Here is a 17082-nt window from a genome sequence, read left to right on the forward strand (position 1 = left end):
CCCTAAAGCGCCTGGCACGAACTGTCTCATACAGTTCGTACCGTCAAACCTTGTTCCTCGGCTTGAGGCCTCGGAACAGACCCGGCGCTAAAGCGCCTGGCCGCAAGTCCATCCGGACGCCCAGGCCCATTGGAAATTGAAGCCGCCTAACATTCCGGTCACGTCCAGGACCTCTCCAATGAAGTAAAGCCCGGGGACCTTCTTTGTTTCCATCGTCTCCCGGGAGATCTCCCGGGTATCCACCCCGCCCCGCGTCACTTCCGCCATCCGGTAACCGAAGGTCCCGGAGGGGATGAAGGTGAGGGCGTTGATGTCCTTGGCCAGGGTCAAAAGCACGTCATCGGGCAGGGCCGCCCAGGCGCCCCGGGCCCCGGCGTTCCAGGCGATACGCTCGGCCAGGCGGCGGGGGAGGCGCCCCTCGAACCATTTGCGGTATTCGCCACGTCCCCCAGCGACCTTGTCCTTCTTCAATTGCTGGAATGTCTCTTCCGCGGACATCTCGGGGATCCAGTTGATGGTGACCTCCTGTCCCGGGTTCCAATGGAGGGAACAGTTGAGCAGGAGGGGCCCGCTCAAACCCTTGTGGGTGATCAGGAAGTCCTCCTCCATCTTCCATTTGCCGGTGGAGGCCCAGGCCCGGCCATGGACCCCCGACAGGTCCTTGAACCGCTCCATATCCTTTTCGCCGAAGGTCAGGCCGCAGAGGGCGGGGGATTGGGGCAGGACCTTCAATTCGAAGCGTTTGGCGATCCGGAATCCCAGATCGGTCGAACCCAGTTGGGGCCAAGAAAGCCCCCCCGTCGCGACCACCAGTTTGGGGGCTGTGTAGGTCTTTCCGTTGGCCTGGATCGTGAAGGTGCCTTCTTGATGGTTAAAGTCCTCCACCTTTTGGCCCAACAGCATCTTGGCGCCCTTTTCCCGGGCCCGGTCCACGAGGAGGTCGATGATCTCCTTGGCGCTGGTGTCGCAGAAGAGCTGGCCGTCCTTCTTTTCATGAAAGGCGATCCCGGCGTGTTTGACCAGGTCGATGAAATGCTTGGGGGTGAATTTACCCATGGCGTAATGGATGAAGGCGGGGTTGGACGAGACGTAGTTGGCGGGTTTGGCGTACATATTGGTGAAATTGCAGCGGCCGCCCCCCGAAACGAGGATCTTGGGGGCCGGTTTTTGGGACTGCTCCAGGACGAGGACCTTTTTGCCTCGTCCCGCGGCCTCAGCGGCGCACATGAGCCCCGCGGCCCCGCCGCCCAGGATGAGAACGTCATAGGAATTCATGGGCGATAAGATAACAGCGCGTTCCACGGGGACGGGTTCTTTTTTAGAGTTGGGGGTCTTAACTTGAGGGAACCCGTCAATTTCATCCATCCCTTTGCTAATCTTGTCGGAGTTCCTTTCCTTATCTTGCTTCCATCGGACCGAAACCCCGCCTTCGCTTGGATCCTTTCAAGACCAACGGATCATGCGAGGCCTTCCTAATAGAGGGCCAGGGATACGTTTGGATGATCAAATGGCCGGTCTTGGGGTGAGGATCGAAAAATAAAGTGACGAAGCCGAAAGGGGGTGAGACCGATAAAAAAAGGCCGGGCAGGCCTTTTTTTATTTTAGGGACCTCTTAGACCTTCAGGTCGACTTTGGTCCCGAGGTCGGGCATCTGGACCGGTTTTTCCTGCCCCAATTCGGCCAATTGCTTGGTCTGTTGGGCGGCGGCCTCGATGGGCTTGGCCGGGATGCTCTGCGATTCCCTCGGGGTCAATTGGGGCGGCAGGTTATTGATGTTTTCCATGACATTCCTAACGTCGGTTCGGGTCTTTTCTTGAGGCGGTTTATGGCCCAAAAACCGATGGATCTCGGCCATTATAGGGCCTTCCATACCGGCCCTAAAGGAGCCTCATGAGGAAAAAGTCCGGCCAATCTTCAAGCCCTTCCAAGGTCCCCGAAGTGATCCTGATCTTTTGGATCATCAAGATCGCCGCCACCACCCTGGGGGAGACCGGAGGCGACATGGTCTCCATGTCCATGAACCTGGGCTACCTGGTCGGAACGGCCATTTTTGCCGTCATTTTCGCGGGAGCGGTCCTGGTCCAGATCCAGGCCAAGAAGTTCCATCCCGTGATCTATTGGTCCACGATCATCGCCACGACCACCGTGGGCACCACCTTGGCCGATTTCGCCGATCGGTCGTTGGGGATCGGCTATGCCGGAGGTTCCTCACTTCTGCTGGCCCTCCTTTTAGGGTCCTTGGCCGCCTGGTATTTCACGATGGGATCAGTGGCGATCGAAACGGTCAAGGGTCCCAAGACCGAGATGTTCTATTGGTCGACCATCATGTTCTCCCAGACCCTGGGCACGGCCCTGGGGGATTGGGTAGCCGACACGGAAAAGTTCGGTTATGGCGGGGGCATGGTGATCTTCGGGGGACTTTTGGCCCTTCTGGCCATCCTGTACTTCCGGACCCGGGTCTCCCGGACCTTCCTTTTTTGGGCCGCCTTCATCCTGACCCGGCCCCTGGGAGCGGTGTTGGGGGATTTCCTGGACAAGCCGTTGGACCATGGCGGGCTGGCCTTGAGCCGTTACGGGGCCTCGGGTGTCCTCTTGGCCTTCATCTTGGGCTCCATCCATCTTTTCCCGCAACGGGCGGCCCGGAAACCGCATTGAAAGGCTAGGCCGTCGAAGAGGGGACGCCCTGTTGTTTCTCCCGGGTGTCCAGGACTTCCCGGACCTTCACCAACAACTCTTGGACCTTATAGGGTTTCGGCAGGAAGTCGAATTTGTCCTTCTGGAGCCCATGCTCGAAGACGGCATGGTCCGCGTGGCCGCTGATGAAAAGCACCGGCATGTGCGGGAAGCGTTCACGGACCATCTCGGCCAGAGCGGGACCGCTGAGGGACGGCATGACCACGTCGGAGACCAAGAGCTGGATGGACGGGCCGTGCTCGTCCAGGACCCGAAGGGCGTCGTGGCCCGACGAGGCGCTCAGGACCCGGTAGCCGTTGTCCGTCAGGGCCCGGGAGGCCAGGCGACGCAGGGATTCCTCGTCCTCCACCAAAAGGATCAATTCGTTCCGGGCATGCCCGGGCTCCGGGGCGGGAGCCTTTTCACGGACCGGACCCGCGCTTGAGGCCGCCGCGGGGAAGTAGAGCAGGAAAGAGGTCCCGCGGCCCGGAATGCTGTCGATGGCGATATGGCCGCCGCTCTGCTGGACGATGCCATAGACCATGGCCATTCCCAGGCCGGTCCCCTTGCCCGCTTCCTTGGTGGTGAAGAAGGGCTCGAAAATCCGGGCTTGTACCTCGGGGGTCATCCCGGTCCCCGTGTCCCGGACCGTGAGCAGTACATGGTCCCCGGGGACCGCCCCCGGATAGAGGCGGCAATGGTCCTCGTCCAGCCGGACCCTCGAGGTGGACAGATAAAGGCCCCCTCCCTTGGGCATGGCGTCCCGGGCGTTGACGGCCAGGTTGAGGATGGCTTGTTCCATCTGTCCGGGATCGGCCTTGCAATGGACCGGGGCGGGCGAGAGGTCCGTGGAGACGTGGATGTCCTCCCCGATGACGCGCTTGAGCATCTTCAGCACGTTCTCCACGCTCTGGTTCAGGTCCAGGACCACGGGTTGGATCACCTGTTTGCGGCTGAAGGTGAGCAATTGCCGGGTCAAGCCGGCGGCCTTCTCGGAGATGGTCAGGATCTGTTCCAGGTCGTGGCGCCGCGGGTCCTGGGGGTCCATCTCGCCCTTCAGGAGGTCGGCGTATCCCATGATGGCCGACAGCATGTTGTTGAAATCGTGGGCGATGCCACCCGCCAGGTGTCCCACGGCCTCCATCTTCTGGGCCTGTTGGAACTGCTGTTCCAGGCGTCTGCGGTCGCCCTCCGATTCCCGGCGGTCGATGGAGATGCGTAGCATCCCGGCGATGGAATCGATGAGGTTACGCTCTTCCCGGAGGAAGGGCCCTTCGGACTCGGGCGGCCTTGGCTCGAGGTAAGCCACCTCGATGGTGCCTTCCTTCCCCCGGGAGGTGGTGAAACGGCTTTCCTGGACCCAGGACGACCGCCGGAAGCCCGGGGTGGCATATTCCACGTCCCCCAGGCGGATCCGGGCCTCGGTCACTTCCGGATACTGCCAGGCGGGAGGGAGAAGGCGGCAGACCTCCCGGATCCAATCGGCGTTGGTGAGTTCCTCGTCGCGGAGCACCTCCGCGGCGCTTTTCAGGCAGGTCAGTTCCTTCACCCTTTCACCCAGGTCGTGCATGAGCTGGGTATTTTCCGCCCGGACCCTGCATTTCTCGATGGCCACCCCGGCCAGGTGAGTGGCCCGCTGGATGAGCATCTGGTCCTCCGGACCGGGCAGGCGCGGTTCCTTGTAATACATGGCGAAGGTCCCGAGGACCTTGCCTTGGGCGTCCCGGATGGGGGTGGACCAACAGGCCCGGAGGCCAAAGGGCTCCACCCAATCCCTGTATTTTTCCCAGAGCGGGTCGGTCTGGATGTCCTGGGTGATGACCGGTTTTCCAAGGTGGACGGCGGTGCCGCAGGAGCCGGCCTGGGGGCCGATGGGCTCTTTCAGGATGGCTTGGCAATAGACCTCCGGCAAACTGGGGGCGGCGATGCGCTCGAAACGGGTCCCGTCGGGCGTGAGCAGGAGGATGGAGCCCGTCATGTCCTTGGAGATGGCCTCGATGCCGCGGACCATGGCATCCAGGACCTCGGGCATGGAACTTCCGGAGGCGATCATCTCCAAAAGGCGCGTTTCTTCCGCCATGAGGATGTCCTGGTATTTGCGTTCGGTGGTGTCCAACGCGATGCCCAGGACCTTGAGGGTGTCGCCCTCGGGGCCCTTCAGGGGGCGGCCGAGGAACCAGAGGTCGCGCTCGATCCCGTCCTTGCGCACGATGCGGCACTCGAAGCCGGCGTCGTCGCCTTCCCGGGCGACCCGGGCCATGGCGGCCCTCAGGCGGTCCCGGTCCTGGGGATGACAGAAGGCCATCAGGGTCTCGACCCGCCCGTCGAATTCGGACAGCTTGATGCCATGGATGCGGGCCAACTCCTCGGACCATTTGAAGGTCCCGGAGCCCAGGTCCCATTCCCAGCTCCCCACATGGGCGGCCTCCTGGGCCAGGCGCAGGAAGGTCTCGCTTTGCCGCAGGGCCTCCTCGGAGGCCAGCCGCTGGGTGGCGTCCCAATTGATGCCCACGATCCGGAGCGGGACACCGTTCCCGTCCCGCAGGACCTGTCCCATGCCGCGGATAGTGCGACGGGCGCCGCTCTTTAGACGCACCCGGAACTCGGTGTTAAAGGGCCTTTCCCCGCGGATGGCCGCCCGCAGGTCCGAATCGGCGCGGATGAAATCGTCCGGGTCCACCAGGCGGGCCCAGGCCTGGAAGTTCGCCTTGAAACCCTCGGCCGGAAGATCGTAGAGGCGGAACATGGCCTCATCCCAGGTGAGCTTGTCCTCCACGATGTCCCAGTCCCAGATGGCCAGGTCCCCCGCCTTGAGGGCGACCTCCAGGCGGTTGCGGCCCAGTTCCAACTCCTCCTCGCGTTCCTTGCGGGTCCGCACTTCCGCCCTGAGCTGCCCGATGGATTCGGAGAGGCGGTCGGCCATGAGGTTGAAGGAGTCGGACAGGTCGTTGAGTTCCTCCAGGCGGCTCCCGGACATCCGTTGGGACAGGTCCCCCCGGGCCAGGGCCTGGGTGGCCAGGGAAAGGCGCCGAAGCCCGCTGGTCATCAAGGTGCCCAGGAAAATGGCCAGGCCCAGGCCTGAAAGCAAGGCGACGGCGGAGATCATGGCGGAGCGGCTATTGCCTTCCGCCACCCCCGCCAGGTAATAGGACTCGGGCATCAAGGTGACCAACAACCAATCCCGGTGGCCCCCCCGGCGGTCCTGATAGGCAATGGCCCTTCCGAGCCAGGTGACCCGGTCCAGGGGTTTCTCGGTGACATGGTCGAAATGGAAAAGAACGCCGTCCTGCAGGGCGCCCAGGTCCTGGTGGGCGGCATCGAGGCTTTCCAGGGCGTGGGTTTGGACCCCATCGGGGTCGGGGGAAGAGGAGGCAACGATCCTTCCGTCGCGGCCCACGACAAGGGCGATGCCGTGCTTGGCCACGGGCAGTTTCCGGAGGAGTTCCCCGATGCCCTGTTCCGGGTCGTCGCCCTTGGGAACATGGTCCAAATAATCGTCCAGGCTCAGGTCGATCCCTTTGGAGATCTCTTCGTGGAGCCGGCCTGCCAGCTTGTAAGCGTCCTCCCGGGCGCTCTTCAAGGTGACATAGGCGGTGGCCCCGACCATCACCAGGATCAGGGACAGGAAGGGCGCCAGCACGACCAGCCTTATGGGCAGTCCTTGCGGGCCTTGCCCGATCGGAGCGCCCCCGGAGGTCCAGGCCCACTCCCGGGATCCGAGTCGCCGTTCCCGGACATGGCCGGGGATATCGGCCCAGAACATCCCCAGTTTCCGGACCAGCGGAAAGGCCGCCAACATGGCGAAGGGTGCGATCAGCCAGGTGATGGAGGTGGTGAAGGCGAGGGCCGAGGTGATGTTGCGGTAGGAGATCTCCGGGGTGAATTTGCCGGCGCAGATGTGGCCCCAAAGAACGGGTTCGAAGACCATGAAAGAGGCCAGGAAGAGAAGATAAAGGCCCCAGGTCCGGGCCTTGCGGAAATCGGGATCCTTGCCGAAAAGCTGGTAGGCCACCCAGAAACAGGTGGGATTGATGAAATAACCCGGCAACCAGTCCATCAAGAAGGAGGGCGGCACGCCTTCGATGAGGTCGGAGAGCCCATAGGCAAAGGGGACGGTCAAGAGGGCGGGATAGCCGAAAAGGACCACACAGAGGAAGACCGTCAGGTCCTTCAAGGACTCGAAGGTCTGGGCGCCCGGCACCAGCACGATGAAGGAACCGATATAACCGGTCAGGACGATGAGCAGGAAGGTCAGCGGGATGGAAAGAAGGGCCTTGGTATCCCAGGCCTGGTGTTCCCGGCCCAGGCCCCAGTGGCCCCCGGGACGGAAGGTGAAGCCGCCGAAGGCGGCCAAGGCCAGGGCGAAGCCGATGATGAAAGCCAATTGGCCCCAGACCGCCAGGAGGGGAAGGGGCAGGGAAGCGAAGAGATCTTCCAGCGAGCGGAGGGCAAGGTTCATAGGGCCCCTTGGGTATAGGTCGGCCGAATATAGATGAGAGGCGCCGGAAGGCCCGGTCGCGGCCATGGATCGGAACGGCCCGGCCATTATCCGTCCAGGCCCTTGGTCCCGGAACAAAAATGGGCGGGAAGGGCCTCCACATCCCCCGTGCTATACTTTCCCGGTCCCATCAGCCCGGCTTTTCAGGAAGATCATGAAGCCATCGAACCCGTTTTTCGCCTTACTTTCGGCCTTTTTTTCGTTCCTTCTTTTTCCACCGGTTCTTTCCGCTTCCCAGACCCGGGTGGCCGCCACGGGGGGATTGGGCACCCTGCTCGAGGACGAGACCGCCGACCTGAACCTTTACCTGGACGGTAATCCCGCCGGGCTCCTCTACCTGAACACCAAGGACCGGCTCGACCTGTCGGGGGAATGGTCCTCCAGCGATCAGGAGGGTCCTTGGGGTTCGGAGAGGACCACGGTCCTGAGCAGTTTCCCCAACGCCCTCGAGACCATTCCTTCCTATGGAGGGGTCATGGTCTTCCCGGACCCCCATTGGGCTTTCCAGGCCTCGGGTGGAGTCCTCTCCCGGCAAGGTTTTTCCGCTCCCGATCTTCTGGCCGATGACCAGGACCTGACGCGATACCTGGGGATATTACGGGGAAGCTACGCGGCACCCTTTGCCTGCTTGGGGATGGAACTGGCCGGCATCCAAACGGACAAGTCCTATGCCTTGGGTTCCTATGATCCGGATGATCAAGTGCTTGCCGGTTCCAGCGCACAAGGGTCCACCCGTTTGAAGCTGGGTGTGGCCGCCACCTTTCCGGACCGTTACACCGCCGACCAGACCCGGTTCCGGGTAGGGGTCCTTTGGGGAACCTCATTGGGTGATCCGGCCGAGACCAGGACTTTCCGGATCGAACCCCTGTCGCCGCCCGCCATCGGTGTGACCCAGGTCTGGGCCACCCGCGGTTCCGTGGAATGGGGAGGGGAGGCCACGATGGAGGTCCCGGGGATCCTGAAGATGATGTTGGACGTCCATGAGGAGGATGCTTCGATGGAAATGACGCAGACCTCCACCGCCCCCGTAACCCTTACCACTTCCGGGCCCGCTCCCCCTTTCCGGACCGGGAACCTGGGAGTGGATTGGAACTTCAAATGGACCGTGGCCGGTCTCGAGACCGAGGACCTGAAGCTGGGCGGAGGTCTTTCTTATTTTCGCGACTCCACCACCGATGCGAATTCAGCCCCGGGTCCCTACGAGGAATTCGCGACCCGCTTAGGGGTGGGATTGGACTCTCCCCGGGACCATCTGGTGGGCGTTCAATGGACAGGGATCCGGACCTTGAGCGGCTTGGACCGTTCCCAGATCGCCTTCGGCGGGGAAAAGTGGATCTCGTCGACCTGGGCCTTGCGGTTGGGATTGACCGGGGAGATCGACCATTCCGATGGCGCTTCCTATGAGACCTTGGACACGGTCCTGGACATGGGGGCTGGTTTGCAGGAGGTCTTCGGCCGGGTGGACCTGCGCCTGCGCCTGGGCCAGACGGTCAATATGAGCGATTCCTCCGACACGATCGGCCTGATGGAAGGTCAGGTCTCCGGGACCCTCTTCATTTGATCATCTGATTCGTCTGCTTTTCCTTCAAAAGGCCGGACCTTCTCCACTTAAAGGCTTTTCTTTATGTTGAAAAGCTGTCCCCGGGGCTCGGAAAGTCTTTCCGTTTGTTATGATTGTTAGCCGAACGGATCCGGCAAAACCGGGCGTTAAAATAGCGGGGTATGGAGGTCTTCTATGAACAAGTCCTATTTCGCCGGTGGAATAGGTCCATTATTTTTCACGTTCATCCTCTCCCTTGGATGGTCCTTTCCCCATCCTGCCCAGGCTAAAAAGGCACAACCCACCTCCCAAACCGCCGTGAACGAGGACGACGACGCGGATGGGGGAACCACCGCTCCCGATCTTTCCCAAATGAGCCTGGAGAAATTGGCCGACCTGGACGTTACCGTGACCTCCTCGGCCAAGAAGTCCGAATCCCTCCGTGACGCGACCTCCGCGATCTATGTCATCACGGCCGAGGACATCCGGCGCAGTTCGGCCCGGACCTTGCCCGATCTTCTCGCCATGGTGCCGGGGGTGCAAGTGGCCCGGCAGTCGGGCAACGAGTGGGCCATCAGCGCCCGTGGGTTCAACTCCCAATACAACAACAAGATGCTGGTGCTGGTGGACGGCCGCAACGTCTATGACCCCACCTTCGGCAAGGTGAAGTGGAACGAATTGGACCTGTTCCTGCCCGACATCGAGCGCATCGAGGTCATCCGGGGTCCGGGCGGCACCCTTTGGGGCTGCAACGCGGTCAACGGGATCGTGAACATCATCACCAAGGATTCCAAGAGCACCCAGGGCACCTATCTTTCCACCTTGGCCGGCCTCGACCTCTATGGCTCCCGGCCCGATCCTCGCATCATGGACAGTCGGCTCCTGATCCGTTATGGAGGAGCGCTGGCCGCCAATACCAATTACCGGATCTATGGCCAATTCTCCAGCGAGGCCCCTTCCATCAACCCCAAGGTGGATCCCTATGAGGATGACTTGGGCCCTTTTTGGAACGACAGTTGGTACGATTTCCGCGTGGGGGGACGTCTGGATTGGCGCAACGCCACCGATCAGGTGACATGGGAAAGTGAATTCCAAAAGGGCCATTTCGACTACGCCCGGCTCACGACCGCGGTCGACAGTTTGTTCGACCCCACGACCTTCCAGGACATCAACGACCTCAATACGGAGATCGACCAGAACGCCCATCTTTTGTTGCGGTGGACCCGGGATTATTCCGATGGCTCCGAACTGCAGACCTTGGCCACCTACGATTACCACAACCTCACCTACACCAACGACCCGAGGGTCGAGAACCTGGGGCAGTTCGAGCTCCAGTTCCAGCACCGGTTCCTCCTAGGGTCCTGGAACGAGATCACCTATGGGGGGAATTACCGGAACTATTCCGACCAATTCCTGAACCCCCTTTATTTTTTCTATTCACCGGACAACCTGACCTTGGACATCTATGGAGGCTATCTCCAGGACCGATTGACCTTGTTGGAAGGGCGGCTCTTCTTCACCGGAGGGGTGAAACTGGAAAGCAATTCCTTCACGGGCGGGGAATGGCAGCCTTCGGGACGCCTCCTTTTCACCCCGGACGACAAGAACAGCCTTTGGGTGGCGGTATCCAAGGCGGTCCGCATCCCGGTGCAGGTCGGGACCAACTTGACGATCTATTTCGGCGGGATCCCGGCGGATGGTATCGGGCCTGGGACCCCCCCGGTGAACACCTATGGCGCCTTCATCCCCAACCAGGATCTGAACGTGGAGAACTTGATCTCCTATGAATTCGGCTATCGGACCAATCCTACGAAAGAAACCTCCCTGGACCTGGCCCTCTTCTTCAACGACTACACCGACCTTTTTCGCTTCGTCCCGGTCAACGGCACCTACCCTTCCCCCGCCGGAGGAGTGATCGATAGTTCCTATTTGCCGGTGGTCCAGCCCCAGAACGGCGGTAAGGGCGCCATCTATGGCCTGGAGCTCGCGGGGGAATGGAAACCGATGAAGTCCTTGAAATTCATGGCGGCCTACACCTACCAGGATTATGACCAGAACATGGTGGCCGCCTCCAATATCGAAACGGGCGCACCCCCTCCCCACCACCTGGCCAATGGACGTGTCTATTTCGATCCCTTGCCCGACTGGGAACTGAACAGCGCGCTCTATTTCACCGACACCACCACCCTCTACGACCTGTTGGACAATACCCATGTGGTGCCGGCCTATTGCCGGTGGGACCTGGGATTGGCCTGGAAAAGCCCGGAGGGGATGCGTTTCGAGATCGGCGCCACGGACCTGGAAGGGGGCTACAAGGAGACCCTTCCTTCGGCTTTCGTGGACCCCGTCCAGGTGGCGACCTCCCTTTACACCCGTTGGAGCCTCGAATTTTAGGAGCGGTTTTGACCCGAAAAAGCCTGATCCTTATCTTCCTTTTGGCTTTCCTGACCGGGCCCTTGGGGCTCCGCGCGGAATCTTCCCGGGCGGTGGACCCTTATGAGCTGGAAGCGGCCTATTTGGTCCATTTCCTTGAGTTCGTGGGTTGGCCCGAAAGTGCCTTCGCCGACCCTAAATCCCCTTATGTGATCGGGGTACTGGGGGAAGACCCGTTCGGGGAGAAGCTCTCCCGCCTGACCTCCGGCCGCCTTTTCAACGGAAGGACCGTGATCATCAAGAAATTCGGGGGATATGACCCGGAGGAAGGGGATGACCTTCGGGCCTGCCATGTCCTGTTCGTGGCGGGGTCCGAAAAAGATCGCTTGCCCATCATCCTCAAGATCCTCAGGCGGGCGCCCGTCCTGACCGTATCCGAGATCGAAAAATTCCCCCTCTATGGGGGCATCCTGGCCTTCGACCAGGAGGGCAAGAAGATAAGGCTCTATGTCAATCCCAAGGCCGCCAAAGGCGCCCAACTCCAGTTCAGCGCCAGGCTCCTGCAGGTCTGCCGGACCTACGGGGACGACTGAACCATGGCCTGGAACTTCAAGGACCTGGCCCTCAAGCGGAAGATATTCCTCATCGCGGTGGCCTCCAGCACCCTTTCCCTGGCCCTGGCCTCCTGTCTCATCCTCCTGAACGAGCGTCTGACCTTCCCGGGCATCCTGGAAAAGCAGCTCTTGAACCTCGCCACCCTGGTGGGGGACAACTGCACGGCGGCCCTGACCTTCAATGACGAAAAGACGGCGCAGGAGGTGGTCAGCACGCTCCACAACAACCCCCATATCCTGGAAGCGGTCCTTTACGACAACCGGGGCCGGGTCGTCGCCTGGTTCCCGCAGACCGGGACGCCTCCCGCCGTCCCGGCCAGACCCTTGCGGGAAGGGATCTGGATGGACCGGGACAAGGCCTGGCTCTATCACTATGTCCTGGCCGGGCCCGAACGGCTGGGGACCCTCTACCTGGTCTCCGACATGCAGGAGATGAACAGCCGGCTCCTCAATACCGCCATGGCGACCGGCGTCGTTCTGGTGGTCTCCCTGCTTCTGTCGGCCCTGGTGGCCGACCGGCTCCAACGGCGGGTGACCGAGCCGCTCCAACAGGTGGTCGAGAAGATGAAGGGCATCGCCATGGGCGAAGGGAACCTTTCGGAGCGCCTGGAGGTGGATGGCCGGGACGAGATCGGGCAAGTGGCGGAATCCTTCAACACCTTCGTGCACAAGCTCCAGACGGTGGATGAGATGAAACAGAACCTCATCTCGGTCGTTTCCCACCAGCTGAAGACGCCGGTGGCCGAGATCAACGGCTATATCGAGAACATGTTGGACGGGCTCTCGGGCGAATTGGCGCCCCGGCAACGGCGCTACCTGGAGGAGATGCGGGAGATCGGGCTGGAGAACTACCGGATGATCTGCGATCTGCTGAGCGTTTCGAAGATCGAAAGGGGCGTCATCGCGATCACCGCGAAGGAGGTCCCGCCCCGACGCTTGGTGGAACTGGCCATCCGGGACTACGAGACCTCCATCCGGCGCAAGGGCTTGAAATTGGTGCTGGAGGGGCTGGACCTGGACGTCCGGGTGCTCGCGGACCAGGACAAAACCGTTGAAACCCTCCGGAATCTGATGAACAATTCCTTGAAGTTCACCGATCAAGGTTCGATCACGGTCCGCGTCCTGGACCAGGGCGCCGAGGTCGCCTTGGAGGTGGAGGACACGGGCCTCGGGATGTCCCCCACCACACTGGAGAGCCTCTTCACCAAGAACCGGGTGTTGGGCGCCGAAGCCTCCCGGGCCGGGGCCGGCCTGGGCCTCTTCATCGCCAAGCGTTTCATGAAGCTCCAGGGAGGGGATGTGACCGTCACGTCCCGGCTGGGAAAGGGAAGCTGTTTCCGGGTCACGATCCCCAAGGCCACGGGACAGGAAGGGATGGGAACATGACCAGCCAGAACTTGATCCTGATCGTGGAGGACCAACCGGGTTTCCGGCGCATCTACGAGGATGTCCTGTCCGATGCGGGTTACGAAGTGGTGGTAGCGGAGGACGGGGAAAAGGGCTGGCAGATGATCCGGGACCGCAAGCCCAACCTGGTCCTGCTGGACCTGGGGCTTCCCAAGATGGACGGTTTCGAGGTGCTGAAGCGCATCCGGGAGGACGAGGCCACCCGGTCCATTCCCATCATCATTTTTTCGGTCATGGGCGACGAGAAGGACATCAAGAAGGCCATGGATATGGGGGCCAACGACTACACCATCAAGGGTTTCTACACTCCCCGCCAGATCCTCAGCAAGGTGAAGAACCTGGTCCAGACCAGCGAGGTCGGGCCCTCCGAGACCTCCTTCAAGCTGATGGTCGATCCTTCGGGCGCCGATGCGGTCAAGGTCGGGCAGATCCTCAGCTTAGGCAAGGATAACCAGTGCCCGGCCTGCGCGGTTTCCGTCCGGTTGGAGGTCTTCCCCGACGCCGCCCCTGGCGGCGAGCATTGGTTCCGGGCCCGCTGGTCCTGCCCTCAATGCGGGAAGATCTTCTAACAAGATGGCCGGGAATTGGCGCGGATCTTCGCGAATTAAAACCTGAAGATAAAAGTCATTCGGGCCTGGGTCGGCTTTTTGAATCCGCGCTCATTTGCGTAAATTTGCGGCCGAAGCTTTGCCGTTATGCCGTCCATTTGGCCGTGAACTTCGGCGCGAAGGCGTAGTTCAACTGGACCAACACGATGAAGGCGATGCTCCAGGCGGTCCCAAAAACACAGAGCGCGGCCCCGAAGGCGTAGTAGGCCTGGGCCACCAGGACCCGCCGCCGTACCGCATGGTAGACCCCTTCGGTGCTCTTCCTCCCCAGCAGGTTGGCCCGGCAGGCGTAGCTCCAACTGGCCAGGATCACGACCCCCAACAGCAGGATGTTCAGCCAATAGAACAGGAGGGCCGATCGCAGGTGGATATGGGAGGCGAGCAGGGCGGTGGAGAAGGGGACGACCGCCACCAGGGCCAGGAAGGCCAGGTTGATCCAGGTGAAGTCCCGGTCGGCCCGGACCAATTGGTTCAACTGGGTTTGTTGGCCCACCCAAAAGATGCCAAGGGTCAGGAAGCTCATCAGGAAGGTCACGAAGCGGGGAAAAAGGGCGAGCAGTATCCCCGCCAATTCTCCATCACCCGATAGGGTCCCTTCGGGAACTTTCAGGTCGAGGATCAAGAGCGTCATGGCGATGGCGAAAAGGCCGTCGGAAAGGGCGGCCAGGCGTTCGTGGTTCCCCCCGGCGATCTGGTTGTAGTGCTTGGCCATGGCCTATCCCTTCAGGTGGTAAAGCCCACAGATGAATTTTTGGGAAGGCGAGCGGAAGGGGGCGGGCAGGAAACCAACCTCCATCAACCGGTCTCCCTTGAACTTCCCGGCCCCTTCGATGGAGTAGTGCCGCAAAGGGGCCAGCCCCCGCAAGCGGACCGGGGGAACCTTCGTTCCCCTCTTCCAAGGTTCGGTCTGGAAGATGAAAAGAAGGGCTTGGGACCGCTCCGGGCTCACGAAGAGCCAGGAGGCCCGGGGCCCGGCGAAAGGGCTCTCCAGCCGGTAGAAGTCCCCGAATTGGACCAGGGGACGGATCTCCCGGTAGAGGGAAATATAACCGGCCAATTCCTTCAGGTCCTTCTTGCTCCATTTCGTCAGGTCCGCCTCCACCCCGAAATTGCCCGACATGGCGACCAAGGCGCGCCATTTCAAGGGAAGGGAGCGATGGGTGAAGTGGTTGGGGACGCTGGAAACATGGGCGCCCATGACCAGCGGCGGGTAGGCGAAGGAGGTGGCGTATTGGATCTTGAGGCGGTCCAGGCCGTCGGTGTTGTCCGAGGTCCAGATCTGGGGATGGTAGTTGAGCACTCCTAGGTCGAAGCGGGCTCCACCCCCGGAGCATCCCTCGAAGAGCACCCGGGGGAAACGCCGGTTAAGGCGGTCCATCAGGTCATAGACCCCCATGACATATCGGAAATAGACCTCGCTTTGCCGGTCGGGGGGGAGGGCCGCGCTGTGGACCTCGGAAAGGGAGCGGTTCATGTCCCATTTCACGTAATCGACCTTGGCTTCCTCCAGGGCGGCCGTGAGGACCTTGAACAGGTGATCCCGCACTTCGGGCCTTCCCATGTCGAGCACCAACTGGCTGCGGGAGCCCCGACGGACCCGGCCGGGGGCGTGCAGGCACCAATCGGGATGCTTCTTGTAGAGAAGGCTCTTGGGGGAGACCATCTCGGGTTCGATCCAGAGGCCGAACTTCAGGCCCATCCCATGGATGCGCTCCGAAAGGCCCCCCAGTCCTTCCGGCAATTTGCGGCGGTCCACGGTCCAATCCCCCAGCGATGTGGTGTCGTCGTTCCGTTTCCCGAACCAGCCGTCATCCAGGACGAAAAGTTCCAGGCCGGCATCCTTGCCCGCCTTCGCGATCTTGAGCAGTTTTTCCTGGTCGAACTTGAAGTAGGTGGCTTCCCAGTTGTTGATGAGCATGGGGCGGGGTCTTTTTTGCCAGTGGCCGCCCAGGACCCGGTCCTTGACGAAACGATGGAGCCGGAGGCTCAAGTTGGAGAAGCCGTCCCCGGAATAGGCCAGGAGGGATTCGGGCGTCACGAAGGCCTTGCCCGGCTCCAGGCGCCATTTGAACCCGAAGTCGTTCAGGCCCACGGTCATCCGGAGAGATCGGTCCCGGAAAAGTTCCGCCTCGATCAGCCAATTGCCGCTAGTGACGGGCGCCAAGGCGAAGACCTCCCCCTTTTCCTCGGAGGTTTCGCCCCGGGTGACCATGGCGAAGGGGTTCATCTCGTGGGAGGAGATACCCCGGCGGCTTTCCAGACGGACGGTCCCTTCCTGGAGGGGACCGTCCTTCATTTGCCGTTCCCCCGCCCATTTACCGGGGAAGCGCACCAGGTTCCAGGGGCCGGGCGGAAGGTCGAGGGAGGCGCTTGCGAGCTTCAGGATATCCACCGGTTTGCGGCCCTGGTTCCGCAGGATGGTCCGACGGACGAGGAGCCCGTAGGAAGGGTAGAACGTGTAGTAGAGGTCCAACTCCAGCTTTTGGAGCTGGTCCACCAGGACGATCTTGAGGGTCTGCGCCTGGTCCCCGGTCTTGGACCGGGAGGCGGGGCCTGGCCCAAAATCGGGCTTTCCGGGAAGGACCTTGAATGAATCGTAAAGAAACTCACTGACCCGGGTGCCGTCGGTGTGTTCCAGGAGAAAGGCGGGGGTCCGGAGGTCGTTGTGTCCGAAGTCGGGGAATTCCCGACGTTGGAACTCCCGGCTGATGTGGTGCTCGTCCTCGAGGGCCCTTTTTTCCCAATCGGAAAGAAGGGCTCTTTTCGCCTTTGGGGAAAGCGGGACGCCCCAATGGAGATGGTGGAGGTCCTTCCGGGGAGAAACGCCCAGAAGGTAGGAAAAACCCTGTCCCTCCAATTGGAAGGTCCGTGAGCGTGGGTCGTGGCGGATCATGACCTACTTATACCAGAAGGGAAGGAGTTGGGCATTAGGGTGGAGAAAGGACGGATCAGAGGCTCTTAAGGGCCGCTTGGGGGTCCGGGAATACCTTGAAAAGCCGGTGGAAATCCAAAAGCTTGAAGATCTCCTCCACTTCCACCCGCATTCCCGTCAGGATCAGGTCGCCTTGCAGGCCCCGGATCCTCTTGATCTGGCTGACCAGGATGCCCCAGCCCGCACTGCTGATGTAGGTGGCGTCCCGGAGGTCCAGGATCACCTTGAGGCGGCCCTCGCCCAGGACCGACAGGAGCTTCTTCTCGAACCCGTGGACGGTGACCGAGTTGATCTCGCCTCGGACCGTCAGGAGCGCGGTCCCTTCCTTCTCGAAGAACTTATCCGTTATCTCCAGGTTGTCGTTCAGGTCGAAATTATCGTCCATGGGTTCCCGCCGATATCGGTCCAGTGGATATGCGGATCTTGGGACCGGTTCC

At 61.5% G+C, this 17082-nt stretch carries 12 protein-coding genes; 6 read left to right on the top strand and 6 right to left on the bottom strand.

Features of this window, described 5'->3' with window-relative positions:
- Positions 1 to 87 precede the first annotated feature (87 nt).
- Positions 88 to 1275 carry an aminoacetone oxidase family FAD-binding enzyme gene (locus VHE12_05480; protein HVZ80241.1) on the bottom strand — a complete coding sequence of 396 codons (1188 nt, stop codon included), beginning with the start codon at positions 1273 to 1275 and terminating at the stop codon, positions 88 to 90.
- A gap of 337 nt (positions 1276 to 1612) precedes the next feature.
- On the bottom strand, positions 1613 to 1783 hold the full coding sequence (locus tag VHE12_05485) for a hypothetical protein (protein ID HVZ80242.1): 171 nt from the start codon (positions 1781 to 1783) through the stop codon (positions 1613 to 1615).
- 107 nt (positions 1784 to 1890) lie between these two features.
- On the opposite strand from VHE12_05485, the gene VHE12_05490 reads away from it, so the two are divergent.
- Positions 1891 to 2655, top strand: a complete 765-nt coding sequence (locus VHE12_05490) for a hypothetical protein (GenBank protein HVZ80243.1) — start codon at positions 1891 to 1893, stop codon at positions 2653 to 2655.
- 4 nt (positions 2656 to 2659) lie between these two features.
- Here VHE12_05490 and VHE12_05495 read toward each other — a convergent pair whose 3' ends face one another.
- Positions 2660 to 7132: a PAS domain-containing protein gene (locus VHE12_05495; protein HVZ80244.1), complete on the bottom strand. Its 4473-nt coding sequence runs from the start codon at positions 7130 to 7132 to the stop codon at positions 2660 to 2662.
- Positions 7133 to 7325: 193 nt separating this feature from the next.
- On the opposite strand from VHE12_05495, the gene VHE12_05500 reads away from it, so the two are divergent.
- The 5 genes from VHE12_05500 (at position 7326) to VHE12_05520 (ending at position 13674) form a co-directional block, all read left to right on the top strand.
- On the top strand, positions 7326 to 8732 hold the full coding sequence (locus VHE12_05500; GenBank protein ID HVZ80245.1) for a hypothetical protein: 1407 nt from the start codon (positions 7326 to 7328) through the stop codon (positions 8730 to 8732).
- 174 nt (positions 8733 to 8906) lie between these two features.
- Positions 8907 to 11105 (top strand): TonB-dependent receptor, encoded by a 2199-nt coding sequence (locus VHE12_05505; protein HVZ80246.1) that lies wholly within the window; start codon positions 8907 to 8909, stop codon positions 11103 to 11105.
- Between the two features lie 8 nt (positions 11106 to 11113).
- Positions 11114 to 11677 carry a YfiR family protein gene (locus tag VHE12_05510; GenBank protein ID HVZ80247.1) on the top strand — a complete coding sequence of 188 codons (564 nt, stop codon included), beginning with the start codon at positions 11114 to 11116 and terminating at the stop codon, positions 11675 to 11677.
- A gap of 3 nt (positions 11678 to 11680) precedes the next feature.
- Positions 11681 to 13084 carry an ATP-binding protein gene (locus tag VHE12_05515; protein ID HVZ80248.1) on the top strand — a complete coding sequence of 468 codons (1404 nt, stop codon included), beginning with the start codon at positions 11681 to 11683 and terminating at the stop codon, positions 13082 to 13084.
- Positions 13081 to 13674 (top strand): response regulator, encoded by a 594-nt coding sequence (locus tag VHE12_05520; protein ID HVZ80249.1) that lies wholly within the window; start codon positions 13081 to 13083, stop codon positions 13672 to 13674. The genes VHE12_05515 and VHE12_05520 overlap by 4 nt, the downstream gene beginning before the upstream one ends.
- A gap of 124 nt (positions 13675 to 13798) precedes the next feature.
- Here the strand turns inward: VHE12_05520 and VHE12_05525 are convergent, their stop codons facing one another.
- From VHE12_05525 to VHE12_05535, 3 genes are read right to left on the bottom strand one after another with little or no spacing between them, the layout of a single operon-like run.
- Positions 13799 to 14425: a TMEM175 family protein gene (locus tag VHE12_05525; protein ID HVZ80250.1), complete on the bottom strand. Its 627-nt coding sequence runs from the start codon at positions 14423 to 14425 to the stop codon at positions 13799 to 13801.
- Positions 14426 to 14428: 3 nt separating this feature from the next.
- Complete coding sequence (locus tag VHE12_05530; GenBank protein ID HVZ80251.1) at positions 14429 to 16606, bottom strand: alpha-galactosidase; 2178 nt, start codon at positions 16604 to 16606, stop codon at positions 14429 to 14431.
- 55 nt (positions 16607 to 16661) lie between these two features.
- Positions 16662 to 17030: an STAS domain-containing protein gene (locus tag VHE12_05535; GenBank protein ID HVZ80252.1), complete on the bottom strand. Its 369-nt coding sequence runs from the start codon at positions 17028 to 17030 to the stop codon at positions 16662 to 16664.
- Positions 17031 to 17082: the final 52 nt, after the last annotated feature.

It is taken from the genome of bacterium (assembly GCA_035549195.1).
Classification (GTDB): domain Bacteria; phylum Oederibacteriota; class Muellerivitia; order Muellerivitales; family Muellerivitaceae; genus DASZRK01.

Coding starts and splice junctions, on each gene's coding strand:
- VHE12_05485 (HVZ80242.1), bottom strand. CDS start 1,783: ATGGAAAACATCAATAACCTGCCGCCCCAATTGACCCCGAGGGAATCG.
- VHE12_05505 (HVZ80246.1), top strand. CDS start 8,907: ATGAACAAGTCCTATTTCGCCGGTGGAATAGGTCCATTATTTTTCACG.
- VHE12_05500 (HVZ80245.1), top strand. CDS start 7,326: ATGAAGCCATCGAACCCGTTTTTCGCCTTACTTTCGGCCTTTTTTTCG.
- VHE12_05490 (HVZ80243.1), top strand. CDS start 1,891: ATGAGGAAAAAGTCCGGCCAATCTTCAAGCCCTTCCAAGGTCCCCGAA.
- VHE12_05530 (HVZ80251.1), bottom strand. CDS start 16,606: ATGATCCGCCACGACCCACGCTCACGGACCTTCCAATTGGAGGGACAG.
- VHE12_05515 (HVZ80248.1), top strand. CDS start 11,681: ATGGCCTGGAACTTCAAGGACCTGGCCCTCAAGCGGAAGATATTCCTC.
- VHE12_05525 (HVZ80250.1), bottom strand. CDS start 14,425: ATGGCCAAGCACTACAACCAGATCGCCGGGGGGAACCACGAACGCCTG.
- VHE12_05480 (HVZ80241.1), bottom strand. CDS start 1,275: ATGAATTCCTATGACGTTCTCATCCTGGGCGGCGGGGCCGCGGGGCTC.
- VHE12_05535 (HVZ80252.1), bottom strand. CDS start 17,030: ATGGACGATAATTTCGACCTGAACGACAACCTGGAGATAACGGATAAG.
- VHE12_05495 (HVZ80244.1), bottom strand. CDS start 7,132: ATGAACCTTGCCCTCCGCTCGCTGGAAGATCTCTTCGCTTCCCTGCCC.
- VHE12_05520 (HVZ80249.1), top strand. CDS start 13,081: ATGACCAGCCAGAACTTGATCCTGATCGTGGAGGACCAACCGGGTTTC.